Here is a 21,848-nt window from a genome sequence, read left to right as displayed (position 1 = left end):
GAACCCGTTTTGTGGTCTTGCGTGTGGGTGGGGTCGGCGGATACTGAGTCAACGTCGTTACATTTTTCCTGCCGTGAATCTTGCAAAATGCAGGGCCGCCGTCGGTCTTTATTGCATTTTGCATGAAAAGGCCTGCTGGCAGAGCCGCTATGTCATTGAATTAACCGATGAGCTGCACGGCGAAATTCCCGGCATGTTTTATGCTCTAGCTGGCCTTGAGCTGACCGGCTTTTCATTGAAGTCAGCGGCGATACCAAAACGGTCAGATGAAGACCTGATAAAGCCCGCAAGGAATATGAGCGGGGGATAGGTACTGATCGACGTGGATGTTTGATTGGCATTCTCATATTAAGGAGAGGGTCGTAATGTTTCTTTCTGCCTTGGAACTTCGAAACATCATTGAAAGCAGTTTTCTTCCGAAACGCTGTCAATGTACGCTGACACCGGACCTGTCGATGACCATAAAAGTGTATTCCGATCGTCAAACCGATCAACTCGATCTGATAAAGACCGGTATAGATGCCAAACATCTTAACGGCTGCAGGGAAATCAATGAATTGATAGCCGAATTGCGGGTTGATATGCAAAAAAGGGCCGATGTCCAGACGCTGCATCCTGACAAGAAAGCGCTTTAACCCACGGCTTTAAGGCGCGCCGGGTCTGGAGAATAGCCAGCCCCGACGCCAGTTCAACCACAAGCAAGCATGCCCGGACCGGTATGGCGATCGAGCCATTCGCCGAAAACGTCCGGCTGCCCGGTCAGCTTTGCATGCTGCAAGCATCGGACAGTTTTCGATAAGTGATTTGTGCAGGCTGGCCTGAGGTGTCGATGTATTTCATTTCAGCAGTAATGACTTCGCAATACACGGTCGTGGGTTCGGTCAATGAGATGACCTTCGCTATGTGCAATGGCATCCCGTAGTGATACGCAGGAGCCTGGACTTGGGTCGAGGAGGTATCGTCGGCCTGGGCGATACCGGCAAAGGCGGTGTAGGCGAGGGCGGCTGTCGACAGCAATGTGCGCGTGTTCATGAACGATCTCCAGTGCAGGCGAAAAGTCAGCTCGACGTAGGGTCGAACCTGCCGCACTGGGCGTCAGAGAGATCTGCGGGCGTGCGGTCCAGTAAAGCTTTGGACCGCAGCGTTAAGAGATGGTTAAGCCGGCTGAATGCCACCTGTCGGCGGTTTCCTTCTCTTTAAAGGGTTGCGACAAGCTGTCGATAGCGTTCGTAGGCCTGCTGGCTGGCCGCCACATTGTCTGCAATCGGCAGGGTTACGCTGGCCGGATCGAACTTCACGCAGCGCTCGCACAAGTCCGCCAGGCTGTATTCATGGCCGTTTGCCCAGTACCAGCACCACGCCGCCTGAATCGCAGCGCCCAGCGCCGCGGCTTCGCTTTGCCCGGTGCAGATCACTGGCGTGTTCATGATGTCCGCGACCATCTGCCGCCACACCGCGCTTTTCGAGCCGCCGCCGATCAGGCAGATGCTGCGGCTTTGCAGGCCATTGCCGCGCAACAGGTCCAGTCCATACCGCAAGCCGAAGGTCGCGCCCTCTACCACGGCGCGACACAGGTTGGGCTGGGTCAGGTTGGTCATGGTCAGCCCCAGCAGGCTACCCGTGGCATGGGGCAGGGCAGGCACCCGTTCGCCGTTGAGAAACGGCAGCATGCACACGCCTTCGGCACCGATCGGCGCTTGCGCGACGCGTTCGTTGAAGCGCGGGATGTCCAGCTCGAACAACTCGCGGATCACCCCGGTGGCATTGGTCAGGTTCATGGTGCAGATCAGCGGCAGCCAGCCACCGCTCGACGAACAGAAGGTCGCGACCGAGGCGTCCGGACTGACCTTCGGCTGGTCGGCATAGGCGTAAACCGTGCCCGAGGAACCGAGGCTCATGGTGATGGCGCCGGGCTTGATGTTGCCGGTGCCGATGGCACCCATCATGTTGTCGCCACCGCCGCTGGACACCCATGCCCGGGGGTTGATACCCAGGTGTTGGGCGATGTGCGGCAGGAGGGTGCCAACGGCCTGGTGGGCGTCGATCAGCTCCGGCAACGCGGCTTGCAGGCGGCCGGTGGGGTCGATGTCGCGCAGCAGCTGCAAGTCCCACTGGCGGGTGCGAACATTGAAATAGCCGGTGCCCGAAGCATCGCCATACTCGCTGCAGCTGCGGCCGGTGAGCCAATAGTTGAGGTAGTCGTGGGGCAGCAGGATGCGGGCGATGCGGGAAAACGCTTCCGGATACTGTTCTTTGGTCCAGAGCAGCTTTGATACCGTGTAACCCGGTGCGATGACCACGCCGAGGCGTTCCAGCGAGCCGCTTTCGCCGCCCAGATGGGCCAGCAGGAGATCGTTTTCCGGGGTCGATTCGGTGTCGCACCAGAGCTTGGCCGGGCGCAGTACCTGGCCTTGATCATCGAGCAGGACCAGGCCGTGTTGTTGGCCGGAGACGCCGATGCCGAGGATGTTCTGGCCGTCGACGTTGGCCGCGATCAGCGCTTGGCGAGTTGCCGAAGTGAATGCTTCCAGCCATTGCGAGGTGTCCTGCTCGCGCCGGCCATTGGCGCCGCTGATCAAGGTGTGTGCGGCGGCACCCTGGCCGAGAACCTCGCCGCTCTGCGCGTCAAGGATGAGGGCCTTGGTGCCTTGGGTGCCACAGTCGATGCCGAGGAAGAGTTGTTGGTTTGCCATGGAGGATCCTTGGTGTGTCTGGTCGATCTCGGTGAAGCCATTCGCGAGCAAGCCCGCTCCCACACTGGTTCTGAGGTGGCCCCAAATGTTGTGGACGCCAGCAAACTAATGTGGGAGCGGGCCTGCTCGCGAAGGCGGCAGCACATTCACCACTGTACTTACGCCAGAACCCTCTCCAGCGTCCGCGTCACACCCACCTCCCGCAAACTGTTGCAGCACCACTCGAACGCCGCCACAAAATCCGGCGAACGAGGTATCGCCGTACCAAAGATCTCCTCGACCGCCAACAACCGTTGGGTAATCAGCGCATCATCGGCCACCAATGCCTGACAAAACGCCGCCCGCGGATCGGGAATCGAGTACGTCTTGCCATGCTCATCCACCCCCTTCAAGTACAACGCCCAGGCCGCCACCACCAACGCCGCACGCGTCATCTCGCGACCATCGGCAATCAACCGGTTGATCGTCGGCACAGTGAACTTGGGAAACTTCGATGAACCATCCGAGCACACGCGCTCCAGCTGATCGGCAATTGCCTGATTTGAGAAGCGTTCGATCAGGGTGCTCTTGTATTCGCTCAGGTCGATGCCCGGCACGGACGCCAGCTGTGGCGTCACGTCCAGATCCATGTACGCGCGCAGGTAGCGTACAAACAGCGGGTCGTTCATGGTCTCGTCAACGAAGCGGTACCCCTTCAGGAACCCCAGATATGTCAGGGCCAGGTGGCTGCCATTGAGCAGTTTGATTTTCATGTCTTCGTAAGGCGTGACGTCGTCGGTGAACTGCACGCCGACCTGTTCCCAGGCCGGGCGCCCATTGACGAACTTGTCTTCCAGCACCCATTGCGCAAAGGGTTCGCAAACCACCGGCCAGGCATCATCGACGGCGTGCTTGTCGGCCAGTTGCAGGCGATGTTCGGTGCTGGTCATCGGCGTGATGCGGTCGACCATAGCGTTGGGAAAACTGACGTTACCGGCGATCCAGTCGCGCAGGCCGACATCGCGCAGGGCGGCGAAAGCCAGGAGCGCCTTGCGGGTGACCGCGCCGTTGTGCGGCAGGTTATCGCAGGACATCAAGGTGAATGCCGGCGTGCCGGCAGCACGGCGTTTGGCCAGGGCCGCGAAGAGAAAGCCGAACACGGTTTTCGGTGCGTCCGGATTCGCCAGGTCATGTTGGATCTGCGGCAAATGGGCCATGAATTCGCCGTTGCTGTCGTCGATGCAGTAGCCGCCTTCGGTGATGGTCAGCGAGACTATGCGAATCTCGGGGCTCGCCAGTTTGTCGATCAGTGCCTGGGCGCCGTCTTCGGCCAGCAGCATGTCGCGGATCGCGCCGATCACCCGGACTTCGGTGTCGTCGGTGTCGCCCAACTCGAGCAGGGTGAACAGGTAATCCTGCGCCTTCAGGTCATCCCGGGCGCGACGGTCTTCGGCGCGCAGGCCGACGCCGCAAATCGCCCAATCCAGGTCCTTGCCGGTGTTCATCAAGGCGTCGGTGTAATATGCCTGGTGCGCACGGTGGAAGCCGCCGACGCCGATGTGCGCGATGCCCTGGCGGGTGTCGCTCAGGGTGTAGGCGGGCAGGACAACCTCGGGGGCGAGGTGATGCAGGTTCTGTTTATTCAGTTTCATCTCAGGCTCTCTGAATTCAAGCGGCAGCGCGCAACGGACGGGTCAGCGCCACGCCGTCGGCATCGAATAAATGGCAATGTCCGGCATCCAGGTGCAGGCTCAGGGTTTCGCCGTAGCGGCTGGCCAGGTCGCCGCGCACGCGCAGGGTCAGGGGCTCGCCGGATGCGGTCACGACGTGGCAGAAGGTGTCGCTGCCCAGGCGCTCGCTGACGTCGGCGGTGACCTGCAGGCTGCAGTCGCCCGGTTGCGCGAGCTCGAGGTGTTCCGGGCGGATGCCCAGGGTCACGGCGCCCCCGACGCTCAGGGTGGCGCCGCTCAACGGCAAGGTGATGCGGGTGCCGGCGTCCAGCAGCACTTCGCAGCTCTGGCGTTCGACGCGGGTGACCTTGCCCTTGAGGAAGCCCATCCTCGGCGTGCCGAGAAAGCCGGCGACGAACAGGTTGGCAGGCTGGTGATAGAGCTCCAGCGGCGAGCCGACCTGTTCGACCCTGCCGCCATTCAATACCACGACCTTGTCGGCCAGGGTCATGGCTTCGACCTGGTCGTGGGTCACGTAGATCATGGTCGCCTGCAGTTCCTTGTGCAGCCGCGACAGTTCCAGGCGCATCTGCACCCGCAGGGCGGCGTCGAGGTTGGACAGCGGTTCGTCGAACAGGAAGATTTTCGGATTGCGCACGATCGCCCGGCCGATGGCCACACGCTGGCGCTGGCCGCCGGAGAGCTGCTTGGGCTTGCGCTCGAGCATCGGTCCGAGTTCGAGGATGCGTGCGGCGTCGTTGACCTTGTTCTCGACCTCGGCCTTGGGCACGCCGGCCAGGTCGAGGGCGAACGACATGTTTTTGCGCACGCTCATGTGCGGGTACAGGGCGTAGGTCTGGAACACCATGGCCAGGTCGCGCTTGGCCGGGCTGACTTCGGTGATGTCGCGGCCGTCGAGTTCGATGGTGCCGCCGCTGACTTCTTCCAGGCCGGCGATCAGCCGCAGCAGGGTGGACTTGCCGCACCCCGAGGGACCGACGAAGACCACGAATTCCTTGTCGCGCACTTCCAGGTCGATGCCCTTGATGATGGAAAAGCCTTCGAAGCCTTTTTGCAGGTTCTTGATTTTCAGGTTGGCCATGGTGATGGGCCTCCGATTGTTGTTATCGCAGGAGCCGGCTTGCTGGCGAAGGCGGCCTTGGAATTGATGCAAAATTGGCGGACACCGCTTTTTTGTAGGAGCTGGCTTGCCAGCGAAGGCGGCCTTGAAACCGATGCAAAATTGGCGGACACCGCTTTTTGTAGGAGCTGGCTTGCCAGCGAAGTCGGCCTTGAAATTGATGCAAAATTGGCGGGCCCCTTCGCTGGCAAGCCAGCTCCTACAGGGGGCGCGTTGTTCCAGGCACTACGCGTCATCGTTCACGTCCACCGCGAGCAAGCTCGCTCCCACAGGGGGGACATCTCCCACAGGGGATGGGGTTGGGCCGGCCAGATTCATTTCACCGCCCCAAACGACAGGCCGCGCACCAGTTGTTTCTGGCTGATCCAGCCGAAGATCAGGATCGGCGCGCAGGCCAGGGTCGAGACCGCCGACAACTTGGCCCAGAACAGCCCTTCGGGGCTGGAGTAGGAGGCGATCAGCGCGGTCAGCGGGGCGGCCTGGGACGAGGTCAGGTTCAGCGACCAGAAAGCTTCGTTCCAGCACAGGATCAGCGACAGCAACACCGTGGACGCCAGGCCGCCCTTGGCGATCGGCAGCAGCACCCGCACCATTTCCTGCCACAGGGTGGCGCCATCCAGGCGGGCGGCTTCGAGGATGTCCTTGGGGATGTCCTTGAAGTAGGTGTAAATCATCCAGACCACGATTGGCAGGTTGATCAGGGTGTAGATCACGATCAGGGCGATGCGCGTATCGAGCAGGCCGAAACTCTTGGCCAGCAGGTAGATCGGCATCAGCACGCCCACCGGCGGCAGCATCTTGGTCGAGAGCATCCACAGCAGCGTGCCCTTGGTGCGCTGGGTTTCGTAGAACGCCATGGAGTAGGCGGCCGGCACCGCGATCAGCAGGCATAAGGCCGTGGCGCTGAAGGAAATCACCACCGAGTTCCAGGCGAAACTGAAGTAATCGCTGCGCTCGTTGATGTGCAGGTAGTTCTCCAGGGTCGGGGTGAAGAGGAACTGCGGCGGCGTGGCGAACGCGTCGATTTCGCTCTTGAAGCTGGTCAGCACCATCCAGAAGATCGGGAAGAAGATCAGGATCGCGATGGCCCAGGCCAGGGTGCCCAGCAGCAGGCTTTGCAGGCGACGGGATTGTTGAAGGGTCATGGCAATGGCCTCAGGCTTTGTCGGTCAGGTTTTTGCCGATCATCCGCACCAGGACGATGGCCGCGATGTTGGCGATCAGCACCGCGATCAGGCCGCCGGCGGACGCCATGCCGACGTCGAACTGCACCAGCGCCTGGTTGTAGATCAGGTAGGCGAGGTTGGTCGAGGCGTAGCCGGGGCCGCCGTTGGTGGTGGTGAAGATTTCGGCGAACACCGAGAGCAGGAAGATGGTTTCGATCATCACCACCACCGCGATCGGCCGGGCCAGGTGCGGCAGGGTCAGGTGCCAGAAGATCGCGATGGGCCCGGCGCCATCGAGGCGCGCGGCCTCCTTCTGCTCCTGGTCGAGGGACTGCATGGCGGTCATCAGGATCAGGATCGCAAACGGCAGCCATTGCCAGGAGACGATGATGATGATCGACAGCAGCGGGTAATGTGCCAGCCAGTCCACCGGCTGCGCACCGAACAGTTTCCAGACGTAGGCGAGAATCCCCGACACCGGGTGGAAAATCAGGTTCTTCCAGATCAGCGCGCCAACGGTGGGCATGATGAAAAACGGCGAGATCAGCAGCACCCGCACCAGGCCGCGGCCGAGAAACTCGCTGGCCTCCAGCAACGCGCTGATCAACACGCCGAACACCACGCTGATCAGCAGCACGCTGCCGACCAGCAACAGGGTGTTGGTGGCGCCGGGCATGAACCCCGAATCACTGAGGAAGTAGCTGAAGTTTTCCAGGCCGACGAACTGGTTTTCTCCGGGGTAGAGCAGGTTGTAGCGGATCAGCGAAAAGTACAGGGTCATGCCCAGCGGCACGATCATCCACAGCAGCAACAGCGCCACCGAGGGGCTGACCAGGAACCAGCCGGGGTTGGCCAGGCGGCTTTTGCGCAGGGGTTGGGGTAGGTCGATGTGAGCTTTGGCAGTTGAAGTCGTCATGGCGATAGCACCGATTAATGCAGGGCTGTGAAGATCGAACTGTGGGAGCGAGACCGGCTTGCCGGCGATGGTGTGTCAGTCGACACCGATGTACCTGACACTCCATCGCGAGCAAGCTCGCCCCCACATGGATTGCGTTAAGTCTGTTGGAGCGTGGCTTGTCGGATCGCCGCACCGCCGCGATGGTGTGTCAGTCGACACCGATGTGCCTGACACATCATCGCCGGCAAGCCGGTCTCGCTCCTGCAGGAGGGGGGTTATTTGGGATAACCGGCGCGCTTCATTTCACGTTCGGTGGTTGACTGGGCGGCGGTCAGCGCCTGGTCGACCGTGGTCTGACCGATCAGCGCCGCCGAGAACAATTTGCCGACCTGGGTGCCCACGGCCTGGAATTCAGGAATGGTCACTAACTGAATACCGATGTACGGCACCGGTTTGGCGCTCGGCTTGCTCGGGTCCGCTGCTTTCAGCGATTCCAGCGTCACCTTGGCGAATGGCGCGGCCTGCAGATAGGCCTCGCTGTAGGTCGAGGCCCGGGTGCCTGGCGGCACGTTGGCAATGCCGTCTTTTTCTGCGACCAACGCCCCGTACTCCTTGGAAGTGGCCCAGGCGCTGAAGGTTTTCGCTGCGTCCTTGGCCTTGGAGCTGGTCGGGATCGCCAGTGCCCAGGAATACATCCAGGCCGAGCCCTTGTCGGTGGTTTCGTGCGGGGCGTAGGTGAAGCCGACCTGTTCACTGACTTTGCTCTGGGTCTTGTCGGTGACAAAGGAGCCCGCCACGCTGGCATCGACCCAGATCGCGCATTTGCCGCTGTTGAACAGCGCCAGGTTTTCGTTGAAACCGTTACTCGAAGCTCCCGGCGGGCCGGATTTTTTCATGGTGTCGACGTAGAAATTCAGCGCGTTCTTCCATTGCGCTCCGGTGAATTCCGGCTTCCACTGCTCATCGAACCAGCGCGCACCATAGGCATTGGCGACGGTGCTGATCAACGCCATGTTTTCGCCCCAGCCGGCCTTGCCACGCAGGCAAATGCCGTATTGTTCTTTATCCTTGTTGGTGAGCTTGCCGGCGAATTCGCCGATCTGGGTCCAGGTCGGGCGTTCGGGCATGGTCAACCCGGCGTCCTTGAACAAGTCGGTGCGGTAATAGGTGATGGAGCTTTCGGCATAGAACGGCAGGGCATACAGCGAGCCATTGACCGAGAGGCCTTCACGCACCGAAGGAAATACATCGTCGAGGGCGTAGCTGGCCGGCAAGTCCTTCATCGGCTCCAGCCAACCCTTGGCGCCCCAGAGTGCGGCTTCGTACATGCCGATGGTCAGCACATCGAACTGGCCACCCTGGGTGGCGATGTCGGTGGTCAGGCGCTGGCGCAGGACATTTTCTTCCAGTACCACCCAATTGAGCTTGATGTCCGGATGTTCGGCCTCGAAGGTTTTCGAGAGTTTTTGCATGCGGATCATGTCGCTGTTGTTGACGGTGGCGATGGTCAGGGTCTGGGCACCGAGGCTGACGCTGCTGAGGGTCATGCAGGTGAGGGCTAGCAGAGCTTTTGCAGAAGGTTGCATCGTGCACTCCTTTTCTGCACCGGCGGGTTGCAGAAGGACAGTTATTGTTTTTGTGTCTTCCGAAGGGAGGAAGAATGTGCACTGATTACAACGTTCAATCGATGGCGTGACAAATCATCGGTCACACTTCAATTGATACTATTTTGCACTGGTGCTGGAGGGGAAAGGCGCAGGGGAGGGCGTTGCTAAGGCTAAATGCCTTGGAATTTGTACAGGTTTTTAGGGCCTCTTCGCTGGCAAGCCAGCTCCTACAGGGTATTTGCGAAACCCCTGTAATTGGATGGACTCGCCCAAGCCGAGGCGATCTAAAAATCACCGCATGACCAAAACCGTCAACCGAGATTCTGCTCGGTCAACCGCTGCACCGCCAACTTGCGGTAGTGCGACGGTGTCATGCCCTTCAACTGCTGAAACCGCCGATTGAAATTGGAAATATTGTTGAAACCCGACTCGAAACACACATCGGTCACCGGTTTGTCGCCATCGGCCAATAGCTCGCAGGATTTGCTGATGCGCAGGCGATTGACGAATTCGATGAAGCACCGCCCGGTGGCTTGTTTGAACACCCGGCTGAAGTAGGTCGGCTTCATGCCCAGGTGCTCGGCCACTTCCTCCAGCGACAGATCCCGGGCGTAGTGGGCGAAGATATAATCCACGGCCCGGTTGGTGCGATCGATGTTGTGTTCGTCGGCCAACTGCGGCGTCGTGGCACCGGAGAGTGTCTGGTAATCGTCGCAGGAGGCCAACAGTTCCAACAGAATGAAAAAGTGCCCGAGCCGGGTCACCCCCGTCGAATCGGCGATACGCTGCATCAGGCCCATCGCCTGGCGGATGGTGCGTTGGCAGCGGAATTCGATGCCGTACTGCGCACGCTCCAGCAGCGGTATCAGGGTCTTGAGCTCAGCGAACACCAGATGGCCGCTGTCGAACAGCTCGTCGGTAAAGTTGACCAGCATGTCGCGCTTGGGCACGACTTCGTCTTCGGCGACCTGGCTGATCCAGTTGTGGGGCAGGTTGGGCCCGGTGAGGAACAGGGATTCGGGATAGAAGTTGCCGATGTAGTCGCCGATGAACACCTTGCCGGAGCTGGCGACGATCAGGTGCAGTTCGTATTCCTTGTGGAAATGCCAACGCACCAGGGGGCAGGGAAAGCCATGCTGGCGATAGATGATGGACAACCCGTTGTGGTCATCCATCAGCTCATAGGAAGGGTCGGTAACTCTGGCAGTCCGGGTCATGTCAATGCGCTTTTATTGTTGTCGCCCGCTGATCATGCCTCGTTCCAGCCGGTTAATGCTACCCGGTGGTTCATCAAGTGATCAGGCGGTTCTTCGCTTCAATCCATTGCGACATGTACTGAGTGCTCTTGTGCTGATGATGGCGCAGCATGCTGCCGGTGAAGTTATCCCTCCTGATGGACGAGAGATGCAGGCGGCATTCATTGATTCGGGCGATCAATGCAGGGCCATGACAGCTGCGCTGGTAACGACTGGCCAGCAGTTGCAATCCCTGCGCTTGTGCGTTCAACCAGCGGGTCTTGTCGTTATAGAGTTGCACGGCGTTATCGGCGAATGCCTGGGCCGTCAGGGCGACAGCCCCTGGCCAGGGTTCCTTGCCGTGCATGGCTTCTGCGCCAATCGGCGTAGTGACATTCGGCGTCCCGCAGAGCATCGCGTCAACGAGCTTTCCTTTGATGCCCGCCCCGAATCGCAACGGTGCCAGGCACACTCGCGCCGCCGCCATCACTTGCAAGGCATCTTCTGCCCAGTTCATCACATGAAACCCCTGGGCCGCATTGTGCAACGCAGTGGCCTTGGGCGGTGTATAAGCGCCGTAGATGTGCAACTGCGCACCTGGCAGTTGCTCGCGGATCAGCGGCCACAGGGTGGTTTTCATCCAGAGCACCGCGTCCCAGTTTGGCGCATGGCGGAAGTTGCCGATGCTGAGAAAGTGCGCCCGATCCTCGAAGATCGAGGGCGGCGCGCTCGGCAGATCGACCATCAGTGGGCACCCGTGCAGCAGGTTGCGCGGCACCTTGAATTGTTCGACCAGCAACTCGATTTCCACGTCGGAAATCATCAGGTTCAAGTCACAACGATAGATCGCCGCGATCTCCCGTTTAGCCAGGTCGGTCTCGGCCATGAACTCAAATTCCGCCCGCAGTGCCGGGGCGAACAGGTCGCTGAAATCATGGACATCGTCACTGGCCTTCAAGCGCTCCTTGAGGCGTTGGTGGCGGGCATCGCGCAGGCTTTGCAGATCGGAAGTCTCCAGTATGCGCAAGGCATCGGGACAGTGTCGTTCAACACGCCAACCGAATTGTTCTTCCATCATGAATCGATCGAACAACACCACATCCGGGGCCAATTGGCTGATGAATGTGTCAAAACTGCTGTTGTTCAATTCGATCGGCACTTCACGGATGCCGAGCGCCGTCAGGTCTGCCCGGTGTTCGCCAGTGCCGGCCGGGCTGCTGAAGGTGATGTCCCAGCCTTGCTCCAGAAAGGTTTCGAGGATTTGCATCATGTGCCCACCCGCGGCTGAAGAGCGCGGTTCGGGCCAGACGTAACCAATGACCAGGACGCTGGTCGTGCGGAGCTGGCTCATGGGGGGTCCTTTGAGCGAGAAGAAGACGGAGGAAAAACGGGCGCATTTAAGCACAGTCCGCCAACAGGATTTCCATCGCTGGGGTTGCGAGCGGCGAGCCCTTCGTTTTCGCCGCCCGCTGGCACTGCCAATCAATTCAGATTACAGCTGTTCAAGCGCTCCGCTACCGGTCATGTCTTTGTAACGCGTTATCTTTCCCCCTCGCGCCTCGCACGCGTTGAGCTTGAGCTGGAACCAATCGTTTCCCCTTCTGAGGATCAGTACGTCGGTGGCCTGGGACAGTTCGCCAATACCCTTAAGGCGCGCTAACTTCATATCTACGCAATTCAGGGATTTTGCCGCGCGATACAAATCGAATGTTCCATTGAGCGCGCGAAGTTGTCGGGCCGCCTTATGGGAGGTCTTGGCACCTTGACGGGTGATGAGCAACACCCCTTTTTCGGTGAGCTTTCCACCTTTTTTCAGGAGGCTTGGGACACCGTCCAATGGGTTGACCAAACTCAAGGCGAACTTGCCGGTGACCCTGAGCAGCCTGATGGTTTTTGTAAGAAAACTGCCGGTTTTGAACGCAGCACTCGCAAATTTTGACGCGACGCCCGCTACGGCGCCCACGACTGCCAGCGCATCCAGTGCGCATCCGAAAGCGCCGGCTGCTTTTCGGCCCGGATCACCCGAGGTCAAGTCTTCAATGCAAGCCTTGAACGGGATAACCAAGTTGAGAATCAACTCTTGATTATCCTTGCGGTTCTTTCTCGCCGCCTCGGTGGCGGTCATTCCGAAACCTATATCATAGAGTTCTTCATATTTGGTGGGCGGAAAATAAGCTAGCAGTTTGTTGACCGTGTCGTTTGTTTTTTCGGAAAAGAACATTTGAAGTCCGCTTATGGCGGTCGGGCTGCGACTCTCTGATTCGGAGGATTCCCATAATTTCTCCACAACCAATTTATGGCTTGCATTCTTGTCGGGTTTTGTACCGTTGACGTATGCATTGATATCCAAAGGCCATTCAATAGCCTGGGTCTGCCATTGCTTCTGGTCCTTGTCAGCGTCTTCCGTGGGGTCGAAATATTCGATGGCAGTTTTCTCGAATACATTACGCAGGTCTTCGCGTCTTTCGCATTCGGCGCGCAACGTGAACAGTTCATAATAGTACCGTTTCGACTCGTATTTGGAGCAGATGATCACGCCATAACGCCCCCTGTATTTGTCCCTTTGTCGTTGCGTTTCCTGGGTCGCGTGATCGGAAAACTTTTTGCGTACGGTATAAAAAGAAAGCGTCCCGTACGCCAGCCGATTTCGATCTTTTTCAGGCATTTTAGACAGCGCGAGTTTTAACGCGGTGGCTGTTGCGAGCTGTAGTTGCTGGTAAAAATGGCTGAATGTTTCTTTATACAGTTCTTGGGCATTGCGTAGCCTGGAGATGTAAGGCTTGATTTGCTCCAATACTTGCGGTGCCTCGTGGCTGTCTACGAAGAACGAAAGCCTGTTGCCGCTACCGTCTTGCAAATCTCCAGACATGAATAGCTCATGGATGGATATTGTTTTATCCAACGGTAGATCGTTGTGAATATGTTTTTTTTCTGTCAGGTAATCGCCCTCAGGCATCACCCTTATCAATTCTTTCAAGGCCACTTCGTTTCGCGTAGGGTAGGCTGTATTCATCGCGTTGCTGCATTGTTCCAGGGCCTCGGTGTACTCTGCGTAACGAGACTCTGCCTTGCTCAGGTCATCGGCGGTGTATTCTCCGGCAGCATTAGGGGTAATCAGACGGTTTACGGCGCCCCAATTCAGTATTTGCGTGATCACCGTAAGCCCGAATAATTGCTCGAGCTCGTCATTGAAGGGCTCCAGCTCGGCATAAGATTGCACCTGTTCGTAAGTCATCGCACGGGACGCGCCAGGAGAAATGATTTCTATTTTGGCCACGGTAAAACTGTGGAGTAACCATGCAGGGGAGCTGATGGTCATGTTTTCCGGGATGTTTTTCACAACATATTCCGGCGCGGTGTCGGCGGTCAGTATGTAGGCGGCCAGCGGGGCAACTCTTGAGTCGATGTTCTTGCTGTCGACAAGGTGCTGTTCCAGCCTTCGCAAAACTTGAGTGGGGTGGCACTCCCCATTGACCGGGTCGTAAAGTTCGTAGTCCAGCACCCGACCTGTGCTTCCATCTGCCCCCATTGACGGATCGATATTAAGCACGATAGCGGCCATGAGGAGTTGATTGAGGTCATCCTGCGACGGCGCTTCATCTGAACGGGTTCCATACCACCCTAAAGCCGCCAGATACCCCTTCGCCCAGATTTTGCCTATAGGACTCTCCAGTAGAACGGTTACGCACTGGTGGGGGGCGATTCTAAAGGAGTCGACGGTTGCGACAACTATTTGTTCGAACAGACGGTTCAGTAACTGGCCTCGGCCTGATGCCCCGAACGTCTTTGTCACCTTCTGAATTTCCTCGCGCTGGGCCAGGGAAAGCGCGGTAGGATAATTTTCCGGATTTTTAAGTATTTCGTTGTAGTGTCCAGTCCCTGACAATCCAGGATGTTCCTTGCTTAAAAACGCGATGAGGTTTGCAAGCTGCTTTGCCGAGGAAGGAATCGGGTACTCATAGAACCGCAACCATTGCTCGACGTTAAAATCATCGGAATTGTATATGAATCCGCCTGCTCTGCCGGCGTATTCGCCGAGTTCGTCCAGATGTCGGCTAAGGATTTCATTGTCCTTGAGAAGGTCGTCGATATGGATTGACGTATCAGCAACAAACACCTCCATGTTTTTGTTTGAGTCGCATACGTAAAGGGCGGTGTCGGGAAGCGAGGACAGATCATTCAAGCTTCGGAATTCCTCGCTGTTCAATAGATCATTCAATTTTGACTGGCCCGCGCGCAGTGCCAGTTTCAATGAACTTTCATGGGTGGCTGCGCATAAGAAATGGGAGAGTTTGAATTCGATGTTGGGGTCGGGGAGAGGTGATAGCTCTGTTTTCAGCGCGTCGATGATGGATTGTTTTTCTGCCTTATTGCTTATTGTCAGTGTATCAATATCGAATTTCAAATTTTCGACAGTGGAGGGTTTACGGTAATCATAGGGGAGGGTGTTCATCAATAAGTCCTTTTTTTGATGGGGCGACAGGCGTAGGTAAGCCAGCGAAGAGGCCTTTGCTCAATGTGATGTGTATGGGGTTGGATACAGTGTAAGGCCAATTATCATTGACGGAATAGTCGATATGTTGTGCTTTTTATTTCGTGCAGACACCGGTCGTTAAAGCCTGACAGTTACGGTGTCAGTTATAACGACTGGTTTTCAGGATAATCCAATAGTAAGAATCTGCATTACTGGATCAGCTAAGCATGCTCTTGACCTTGTCGCGCAGCTGGTCGATGGAGAACGGCTTGCCAATCACCTGCATCCCTTCCGGCACCTGGATGCTTTCTGCATAACCGCTGGCGAACAGGACTGGCAGTTCAGGACGCAACATCCGCGCCTGCGTGGCCAGTTCGCGGCCATCCATCACCGGCAGGCCGACGTCGGTCATCATCAGGTCGATGTGCTGATCTTCGTCGTTGAGAAATTCCAGTGCCTGTTCGCTGCCATCGGCCTCGAGCACCTTGAACTCCAGTTCCTCCAGCACATCGACGATCAGCATGCGGACGATGGCGTCGTCTTCGACGACAAGGATGATGGACGCATCAGAGGACATAGTAAGGGTTCTCAAAGGTTGAAAGGGCGGTGGCCGGTCGATCGAAACTGCCGGGCTCTAACATGAGTAAGTGACGGATCCCGACAAGTTCCCGGCACTGATGAAAAAAGGATAGCTGGCTAGGATAACCGCTCCTTTGCGCCGCAAGCAGCTGAATGTAGGATTTTGCGCGAAAACCTGTCGGAAAGTTGGATCGCGGTAGCGGTTTTGGGGCAAACTCCCTGGTTTTCAACAGATCGACAAGGCTTCCCCATGACCTCCGCGTCTTCGGTTGACGAGCAACGTTTTCGTAAACTCCTGAGCCGCAACGTGAGTCTGCCGTTGGGTGTCGGCGTACTCAGTGCCGTGTTCTTCGCTTCCCTGATCGCTTATCTGCTGTCGGTGATCCAGTGGGTCGAACATACCGACCGGGTGATCAATAATGCCAATGAATCGATAAAACTGACCGTCGATCTGGAAACCGGGATGCGCGGCTTCTTGCTCACCGGCGACGAGCAGTTTCTCGAACCCTACGAAACGGCGAAGCCGCGAATCGCGGTCGTCTTGGGAACCTTGCTCGAACTGACGGCGGATAACCCGGTGCAGACCGACCGCCTGCACCGGCTGCAGGCTTTGCAGGATGAATGGGCCGCTTACGCCACAACAATGATCGATTTGCAGCGCGCCCGCGGCGACTATCGCGGCGCGGTCCAGGCCGGGCGGGGCAAACGCCTGACCGACGAGATCCGCAAACAATTCGAAGATGTGATCGACATGGAACAGCAGTTGCGCACCTCGCGTAACGAGGACGTGCGCCGCACTACCATCTGGAGCATCGGCCTTTATCTGGTGTTCATTGCCGGTATCAGCGCATTGTTGGCCTACATCGGCCGCCGGGATCTGCTCAATCTTTCACAAAGCTACAGTGCCAACCTCGCCGCGCAACAGGCCAGCGCCCGCCGCCTGGAACAGCAGGCCTGGCTGCGCAACGGCCAGACCGAACTGGCCGAACAAGTGCTGGGGCAGCTGTCACTCAATGTGCTCGGGCGTAACATTCTGCAGTTTTGCGCGCAGTACCTCGGTACGGCGGTGGCGGCTATTTATATCCGTGAAGAACACGGCGGTCTCAAGCGCGTTGCCTCTTATGGTTTTTCCCGGGAACAGGAAGCGCTTGACCAACAGATCCACAGCGGCGAAGGCATTGTCGGCCAGGTCGTGCAACAGGCTCGCTTGATCCGCCTTGACAACGTACCGAGTGACTACTTCAAGGTCAGCTCCGGCCTCGGCGAAGGCTTGCCCCATAGCGTGCTGGTGGTGCCGACCAGTGACGATGACCGGATCAACGGGGTGATCGAGCTGGGTTTTCTGCGACCTGTCGACGAGCGCGATGTCGAATTGCTTGAAGTGATTGCCAGCAACATCGGTACGTCGATCGAAGCGGCACGCTATCGCCAGCGTCTGCAGGAAGTGCTGGCCGAAACCCAGCAGCTCAACGAAGAGCTGCAGGTTCAGCAGGAAGAACTCAAGACCGCCAACGAAGAGCTGGAAGAGCAATCGCGGATTCTCAAGGAGTCCCAGGCGCACCTGGAAACCCAGCAGGTCGAGCTTGAACAGACCAATGAGCAACTCGCCGATCAGGCGCAGATCCTGGCCGATCAGCGCGACGCCATGGACCAGAAGAACACCAAGCTCAATCAGGTGCAGATCCAGCTCGAAGAGCGCGCCGAAGAGCTGCAGCGTTCGAGCAAGTACAAGTCCGAATTCCTCGCCAACATGTCCCATGAGTTGCGCACGCCGCTGAACAGCTCATTGATCCTGGCCAAGCTGCTGGCGGAAAACCCTCAGCAAAACCTCAGCGCCGAGCAGGTCAAGTTCGCCGAGTCGATCTACTCCGCCGGCAATGACTTGCTCAACCTGATCAACGACATTCTCGACATCTCCAAGGTCGAGGCCGGCAAGCTCGAGGTGCGTCCGGAGAACACCAGCGTCGCGCGCCTGGTGGAGGGATTGCGCGAGATGTTCCAGCCGTTGGCTGCAAACAAGCAGCTGGAGCTGCAGGTCGAGTTGCAGCAGGACGCGCCGTTAATGATCTATACCGACCGCCAGCGCCTGGAGCAGGTCATCAAGAACCTGCTCTCCAACGCGGTGAAATTCACTGAAAAAGGTTCGGTCAGCCTGACAGTGGCCGACCAGCCTGGCGACGGGATCGCCTTTATCGTTCGCGACTCCGGGATTGGCATCGCGGCGGATCAGCAGGACAGTATTTTCGAAGCCTTCCGCCAGGCTGATGGCACCACTAACCGCCGTTACGGCGGCACCGGCCTGGGCCTGTCGATTTCCCGTGACCTGGCGGCATTGCTTGGCGGTTCCATTAGTGTTGCCAGTGAGCCAGGGCAGGGCAGTGTGTTTACCCTGGTCTTGCCACGGCAGTACGTTGAACCGGGGGATGAACCGGTCGAGCCGATGACGGCCTCACCGGTGGCCATGAGCCCGAGAGTCGCGCCAACGACGCCAGTGCCGCTGATCGCTGCAGTCGACATCCCGCGTTTCGACGACGATCGCGCAAAGGCGCCATTCGCCACACGGTGCATCCTGGTGGTGGAGGATGAGCCCAACTTTGCGCATATTCTCTACGACCTGGCCCATGAGCTGGGATATCAGTGCCTGGTGGCCCACGGGGCCGACGAAGGCTACGACCTGGCCAGGGAGTTCATCCCGGACGCCATCCTGCTGGACATGCGCCTGCCGGATCATTCCGGATTGACCGTCTTGCAGCGACTGAAGGAACACGCGCAGACCCGACACATTCCGGTGCACGTCATCTCTGTGGAAGATCGCGTCGAAGCCGCCATGCACATGGGCGCCATCGGGTATGCGGTCAAGCCGACCACCCGCGAAGAACTCAAGGACGTGTTCGCACGCCTCGAAGCCAAGCTGACCCAGAAAGTCAAGCGTGTGCTGCTGGTTGAAGACGACGATGTGCAACGGGACAGCATTGCCCGGCTGATCGGGGATGATGACATCGAGATCACCGCCGTGGGCCTGGCTCAGGAAGCACTGAACCTGCTGCGCACGACTGTTTTCGACTGCATGATCATCGACCTGAAGCTGCCGGACATGCTCGGCAACGATCTGCTCAAGCGCATGTCCACCGAGGATATCTGCTCGTTCCCGCCGGTGATCGTCTACACCGGACGCAACCTGACCCGGGACGAGGAAGCCGAACTGCGCAAGTATTCGCGCTCGATCATCATCAAGGGAGCGCGCTCGCCCGAGCGTCTGCTGGATGAGGTCACACTCTTTCTGCACAAAGTCGAATCCGGGTTGTCCCATGAACGGCAGCGGATGCTCAAGACCGCGCGCAGCCGCGACAAGGTCTTCGAGGGCCGTAAAGTGCTGCTGGTGGACGACGATGTGCGCAACATCTTCGCCCTGACCAGTGCGCTGGAGCACAAGGGGGCGGTCGTGGTCATTGGTCGCAACGGCCGCGAGGCGATTGAACGTTTGAATGAAATCGAGGACATCGATCTGGTGTTGATGGATGTGATGATGCCGGAGATGGATGGTTTCGAAGCCACCAGCCTGATCCGCAAAGATCCGCGCTGGCGCAAGTTGCCGATCATTGCGGTGACGGCCAAGGCCATGAAGGATGATCAGGAGCGCTGCCTGCAGGCCGGCTCCAATGATTACCTGGCCAAGCCCATTGACCTGGATCGCCTGTTCTCGCTGATTCGCGTGTGGCTGCCGAAGATGGAACGCATTTAGTGGAAAGCATTTATCCAGGGGAGCGAAACAGCGAAATCGAATTGCGCTTGCTGATCGAGGCGATTTACCTCAAGTACAGCTATGATTTTCGCGATTATTCCGGCGCGTCGATCAAACGTCGCGTCAACCACGCGTTGACCCAGTTCGAGTGCACCACCATTTCGGCGTTGCAAGAGAAGGTGCTCCACGATCCGACAGCGTTCATGCAATTGCTGCAATCGCTGACGATTCCTGTCAGTGAAATGTTTCGCGACCCCTCGCATTTCCTCGCCATCCGCCAGGAAGTGGTGCCGTTGCTCAAGACCTATCCTTCCATCAAGATCTGGATCGCCGGTTGCAGCACCGGCGAAGAAGTCTATTCGATGGCGATTCTGCTGCGCGAAGAGGGGTTGCTGGATCGCACCATCATCTACGCCACCGACATCAATCCGCGTTCGCTGGACAAAGCCAAGCAAGGGATTTTCTCCATGGAGAATGTCCGCGCCTACACTCGCAACTACCAGCAGGCAGGTGGCCAGCAGTCGTTTGCCGACTACTACACCGCCGCCTATGGGTACGCCATTTTCGACAAGACGCTATGTGACAACGTGACCTTCGCCGACCACAGTCTGGCGACGGACAGTGTGTTTTCAGAAACCCAATTAATTTCATGTCGTAACGTATTGATTTATTTTAATAAAAAATTGCAGGATCGCGCTTTTGGTTTGTTCCACGACTCCCTTTGCCACCGAGGATTCCTGGTGCTGGGTAGCAAGGAGACCCCGGATTTCTCTGCGTACGGCAACCAGTTCGAGCCCCTGATCAAACAAGAACGGATTTACCGCAAATCATGAACAGTGCAAAGGAATTGCCGTGTATGGAAGCGATTGTGATCGGCGCCTCGGCGGGCGGCGTGGAGGCGTTGCTCAGGCTCCTCGGCCCGCTGCGCAAAGGCTTCGTCCTGCCAATCATTGTAGTGCTGCACCTGCCTGAAGCAGGTCGCAGTCAACTTGCCGAAGTCTTTGCGCGAAGAGTGTCCCTACCGGTGCTGGAGGCCCGCGACAAGACGTGGATCGAAGCCGGAACCCTGTATTTCGCCGGGCCTGGGTATCACTTGTCGGTAGAGCAGGACCGTAGCTTTTCCTTGAGCCTGGAGGACCGCGTGCATTATTCGCGTCCCGCCATCGATTACCTGTTCGAGTCGGCTGCCGATGCGTATGGCCCGGCGCTGGCTGCGGTGTTGCTGACCGGCGCCAATCGCGACGGCGCGCGTGGCCTGGCCCAGGTCAAGCAGCGTGGCGGTCTGACCATCGTGCAGGATCCGGACGAGGCCCAGGTCGCGACCATGCCCCTGGCCGCGCTGGATATCCTTGCGCCAGACCACATCCTTCCCCTGCGCGGCATCGGCCGTCTGCTTGTCGAGCTGGAACGAATAGCATGCTAAGTAACATCCAAGCCAAACTGCTGATCGTCGACGATTTGCCGGAAAACCTGTTGGCGCTCGAAGCGTTGATCAAGCGTGAAGACCGTATCGTCTATAAAGCCTTGTCGGCTGACGAAGCCTTGTCCCTGCTGCTGCAGCACGAATTCGCCATGGCCATTCTCGACGTGCAGATGCCCGGCATGAATGGTTTCGAACTGGCGGAGCTGATGCGTGGCACCGAAAAGACACGAAACATTCCGATCGTATTTGTCAGCGCTGGCGGTCGCGAGCTCAATTACGCATTCAAGGGCTACGAAAGCGGTGCGGTGGACTTCCTCTACAAGCCCTTGGATATCCACGCGGTCAAGAGCAAGGTCAATGTATTCGTCGATCTGTTCCGCCAGAGCAAAGCGATGAAACAACAGGTCGAAGCGCTGGAACAAAGCCGGCGCGAACAGGCGGCATTGCTCGAGCAGTTGCAGCGCACCCAGCTCGAACTGCAACAGGCGATACGCATGCGCGATGATTTCATGTCGATCGTCGCTCACGAAGTCCGCACGCCGCTCAATGGCCTGATACTTGAAACCCAGCTGCGCAAGATGCACCTGGCCCGGGATAATGCAGCGGCGTTTACCCTGGAAAAGATGCACGCAATGGTCGATCGCGACGAACGGCAGATCAAAAGCCTGATCCGCCTGATCGAAGATATGCTGGATGTGTCGCGAATTCGCACCGGCAAGCTGTCGATCCGGCCGACGCGTTTCGATTTGTCGGCGCTGGTCAGGGATTTGTTACAGAACTTTGCGCCGCAGATCGAAGCCGCCGAGTCCTCCGTCACCTTGCAGGCCGGGCAGCCGGTGGTGGGCCACTGGGACGAGTTTCGCATCGAACAGGTCATTTCCAATTTGTTGACGAACGCTTTACGGTACGGCGCCAAGAGTCCGATCACCGTGAAGGTGTACAGTGAGAGCGGCCAGGCGCTGGTGGAAGTGCAGGATCTGGGAATCGGCATTAGTGAGGAAAACCAGAAGCGCATTTTCCAGCAGTTCGAGCGGGTCACGGCTAAACATGCCGTCGCCGGGTTGGGCCTGGGGTTGTTTATTTCAGAACAGATTGTGACCGCCCATGGCGGTTCCATTACCGTCCAGAGCCGGATTGGCGAAGGCGCCTTGTTTCGCGTTTGTCTGCCGCTGTAGGAAAACAGCCAGCTAAACGCAACCTCTGATCGACCCCACGGTCGTATCAGCAGCTATTGACCGAAC

The 21,848-nt window shown here is 58.1% G+C and carries 16 protein-coding genes; 5 read left to right on the top strand and 11 right to left on the bottom strand.

The genetic code is table 11. The annotated features are described in order from the left end of the window. The first annotated feature begins 365 nt into the window (after positions 1-365). Positions 366-635 (top strand): DUF1652 domain-containing protein, encoded by a 270-nt coding sequence (locus J2W17_RS14625; RefSeq protein ID WP_307335025.1) that lies wholly within the window; start codon positions 366-368, stop codon positions 633-635. 124 nt (positions 636-759) lie between these two features. Here J2W17_RS14625 and J2W17_RS14620 read toward each other — a convergent pair whose 3' ends face one another. From J2W17_RS14620 to J2W17_RS14570, 11 genes are all read right to left on the bottom strand, one after another. Further along, entirely contained in the window at positions 760-1,032 is a 273-nt protein-coding gene (locus J2W17_RS14620) for a DUF2790 domain-containing protein (protein WP_307335023.1), read from the bottom strand. 164 nt (positions 1,033-1,196) lie between these two features. After that, positions 1,197-2,693, bottom strand: a complete 1,497-nt coding sequence (gene xylB / locus J2W17_RS14615) for a xylulokinase (RefSeq protein WP_307335021.1) — start codon at positions 2,691-2,693, stop codon at positions 1,197-1,199. Between the two features lie 158 nt (positions 2,694-2,851). After that, positions 2,852-4,324, bottom strand: a complete 1,473-nt coding sequence (locus J2W17_RS14610) for a mannitol dehydrogenase family protein (protein ID WP_307335019.1) — start codon at positions 4,322-4,324, stop codon at positions 2,852-2,854. Positions 4,325-4,340: 16 nt separating this feature from the next. Continuing rightward, a complete protein-coding gene (locus J2W17_RS14605; RefSeq protein ID WP_307335017.1) occupies positions 4,341-5,444 on the bottom strand; it encodes an ABC transporter ATP-binding protein in 1,104 nt (367 codons plus the stop codon). A gap of 353 nt (positions 5,445-5,797) precedes the next feature. Beyond that, positions 5,798-6,628: a carbohydrate ABC transporter permease gene (locus J2W17_RS14600; RefSeq protein WP_307335015.1), complete on the bottom strand. Its 831-nt coding sequence runs from the start codon at positions 6,626-6,628 to the stop codon at positions 5,798-5,800. A gap of 10 nt (positions 6,629-6,638) precedes the next feature. After that, on the bottom strand, positions 6,639-7,565 hold the full coding sequence (locus J2W17_RS14595) for a carbohydrate ABC transporter permease (protein WP_154851806.1): 927 nt from the start codon (positions 7,563-7,565) through the stop codon (positions 6,639-6,641). Positions 7,566-7,822: 257 nt separating this feature from the next. Continuing rightward, positions 7,823-9,133, bottom strand: a complete 1,311-nt coding sequence (locus tag J2W17_RS14590; RefSeq protein WP_307335012.1) for an ABC transporter substrate-binding protein — start codon at positions 9,131-9,133, stop codon at positions 7,823-7,825. A gap of 332 nt (positions 9,134-9,465) precedes the next feature. Beyond that, on the bottom strand, positions 9,466-10,371 hold the full coding sequence (locus tag J2W17_RS14585; RefSeq protein WP_307335010.1) for an AraC family transcriptional regulator: 906 nt from the start codon (positions 10,369-10,371) through the stop codon (positions 9,466-9,468). Positions 10,372-10,444: 73 nt separating this feature from the next. Then, positions 10,445-11,740, bottom strand: a complete 1,296-nt coding sequence (locus tag J2W17_RS14580; RefSeq protein WP_307335008.1) for a glycosyltransferase — start codon at positions 11,738-11,740, stop codon at positions 10,445-10,447. Positions 11,741-11,881: 141 nt separating this feature from the next. After that, positions 11,882-14,842 (bottom strand): hypothetical protein, encoded by a 2,961-nt coding sequence (locus J2W17_RS14575; protein WP_307335005.1) that lies wholly within the window; start codon positions 14,840-14,842, stop codon positions 11,882-11,884. A gap of 238 nt (positions 14,843-15,080) precedes the next feature. Continuing rightward, positions 15,081-15,440 (bottom strand): response regulator, encoded by a 360-nt coding sequence (locus J2W17_RS14570; protein ID WP_307335004.1) that lies wholly within the window; start codon positions 15,438-15,440, stop codon positions 15,081-15,083. Positions 15,441-15,692: 252 nt separating this feature from the next. Here J2W17_RS14570 and J2W17_RS14565 point away from each other — a divergent pair, with 252 nt between their 5' ends. The 4 genes from J2W17_RS14565 to J2W17_RS14550 are packed head-to-tail and all read left to right on the top strand — an operon-like array spanning position 15,693 to position 21,782. Continuing rightward, positions 15,693-19,184: a response regulator gene (locus tag J2W17_RS14565; protein WP_307335003.1), complete on the top strand. Its 3,492-nt coding sequence runs from the start codon at positions 15,693-15,695 to the stop codon at positions 19,182-19,184. After that, complete coding sequence (locus J2W17_RS14560; protein ID WP_307335001.1) at positions 19,184-20,017, top strand: CheR family methyltransferase; 834 nt, start codon at positions 19,184-19,186, stop codon at positions 20,015-20,017. The genes J2W17_RS14565 and J2W17_RS14560 overlap by 1 nt, the downstream gene beginning before the upstream one ends. After that, complete coding sequence (locus tag J2W17_RS14555) at positions 20,014-20,607, top strand: chemotaxis protein CheB (protein ID WP_307334998.1); 594 nt, start codon at positions 20,014-20,016, stop codon at positions 20,605-20,607. Before J2W17_RS14560 ends, J2W17_RS14555 begins: the two co-directional genes overlap by 4 nt. Beyond that, positions 20,601-21,782: a hybrid sensor histidine kinase/response regulator gene (locus J2W17_RS14550; protein WP_307334996.1), complete on the top strand. Its 1,182-nt coding sequence runs from the start codon at positions 20,601-20,603 to the stop codon at positions 21,780-21,782. The genes J2W17_RS14555 and J2W17_RS14550 overlap by 7 nt, the downstream gene beginning before the upstream one ends. Positions 21,783-21,848 lie beyond the last annotated feature (66 nt).

This window comes from Pseudomonas lini, assembly GCF_030812475.1.
In the GTDB taxonomy this organism is placed as follows: Bacteria; Pseudomonadota; Gammaproteobacteria; order Pseudomonadales; family Pseudomonadaceae; genus Aquipseudomonas; species Aquipseudomonas lini_A.
This window is presented reverse-complemented; position numbering and strand designations above follow the sequence as displayed.

Excerpts from the sequence above, each read along its gene's own strand:
- J2W17_RS14585 (WP_307335010.1), bottom strand. The coding sequence starts at position 10,371 with ATGACCCGGACTGCCAGAGTTACCGACCCTTCCTATGAGCTGATGGAT.
- J2W17_RS14550 (WP_307334996.1), top strand. The coding sequence starts at position 20,601 with ATGCTAAGTAACATCCAAGCCAAACTGCTGATCGTCGACGATTTGCCG.
- J2W17_RS14625 (WP_307335025.1), top strand. The coding sequence starts at position 366 with ATGTTTCTTTCTGCCTTGGAACTTCGAAACATCATTGAAAGCAGTTTT.
- J2W17_RS14610 (WP_307335019.1), bottom strand. The coding sequence starts at position 4,324 with ATGAAACTGAATAAACAGAACCTGCATCACCTCGCCCCCGAGGTTGTC.
- J2W17_RS14605 (WP_307335017.1), bottom strand. The coding sequence starts at position 5,444 with ATGGCCAACCTGAAAATCAAGAACCTGCAAAAAGGCTTCGAAGGCTTT.
- J2W17_RS14595 (WP_154851806.1), bottom strand. The coding sequence starts at position 7,565 with ATGACGACTTCAACTGCCAAAGCTCACATCGACCTACCCCAACCCCTG.
- J2W17_RS14555 (WP_307334998.1), top strand. The coding sequence starts at position 20,014 with ATGAACAGTGCAAAGGAATTGCCGTGTATGGAAGCGATTGTGATCGGC.
- J2W17_RS14570 (WP_307335004.1), bottom strand. The coding sequence starts at position 15,440 with ATGTCCTCTGATGCGTCCATCATCCTTGTCGTCGAAGACGACGCCATC.
- J2W17_RS14565 (WP_307335003.1), top strand. The coding sequence starts at position 15,693 with ATGACCTCCGCGTCTTCGGTTGACGAGCAACGTTTTCGTAAACTCCTG.
- J2W17_RS14590 (WP_307335012.1), bottom strand. The coding sequence starts at position 9,133 with ATGCAACCTTCTGCAAAAGCTCTGCTAGCCCTCACCTGCATGACCCTC.
- J2W17_RS14580 (WP_307335008.1), bottom strand. The coding sequence starts at position 11,740 with ATGAGCCAGCTCCGCACGACCAGCGTCCTGGTCATTGGTTACGTCTGG.
- J2W17_RS14575 (WP_307335005.1), bottom strand. The coding sequence starts at position 14,842 with ATGAACACCCTCCCCTATGATTACCGTAAACCCTCCACTGTCGAAAAT.
- J2W17_RS14620 (WP_307335023.1), bottom strand. The coding sequence starts at position 1,032 with ATGAACACGCGCACATTGCTGTCGACAGCCGCCCTCGCCTACACCGCC.
- J2W17_RS14600 (WP_307335015.1), bottom strand. The coding sequence starts at position 6,628 with ATGACCCTTCAACAATCCCGTCGCCTGCAAAGCCTGCTGCTGGGCACC.
- xylB (WP_307335021.1), bottom strand. The coding sequence starts at position 2,693 with ATGGCAAACCAACAACTCTTCCTCGGCATCGACTGTGGCACCCAAGGC.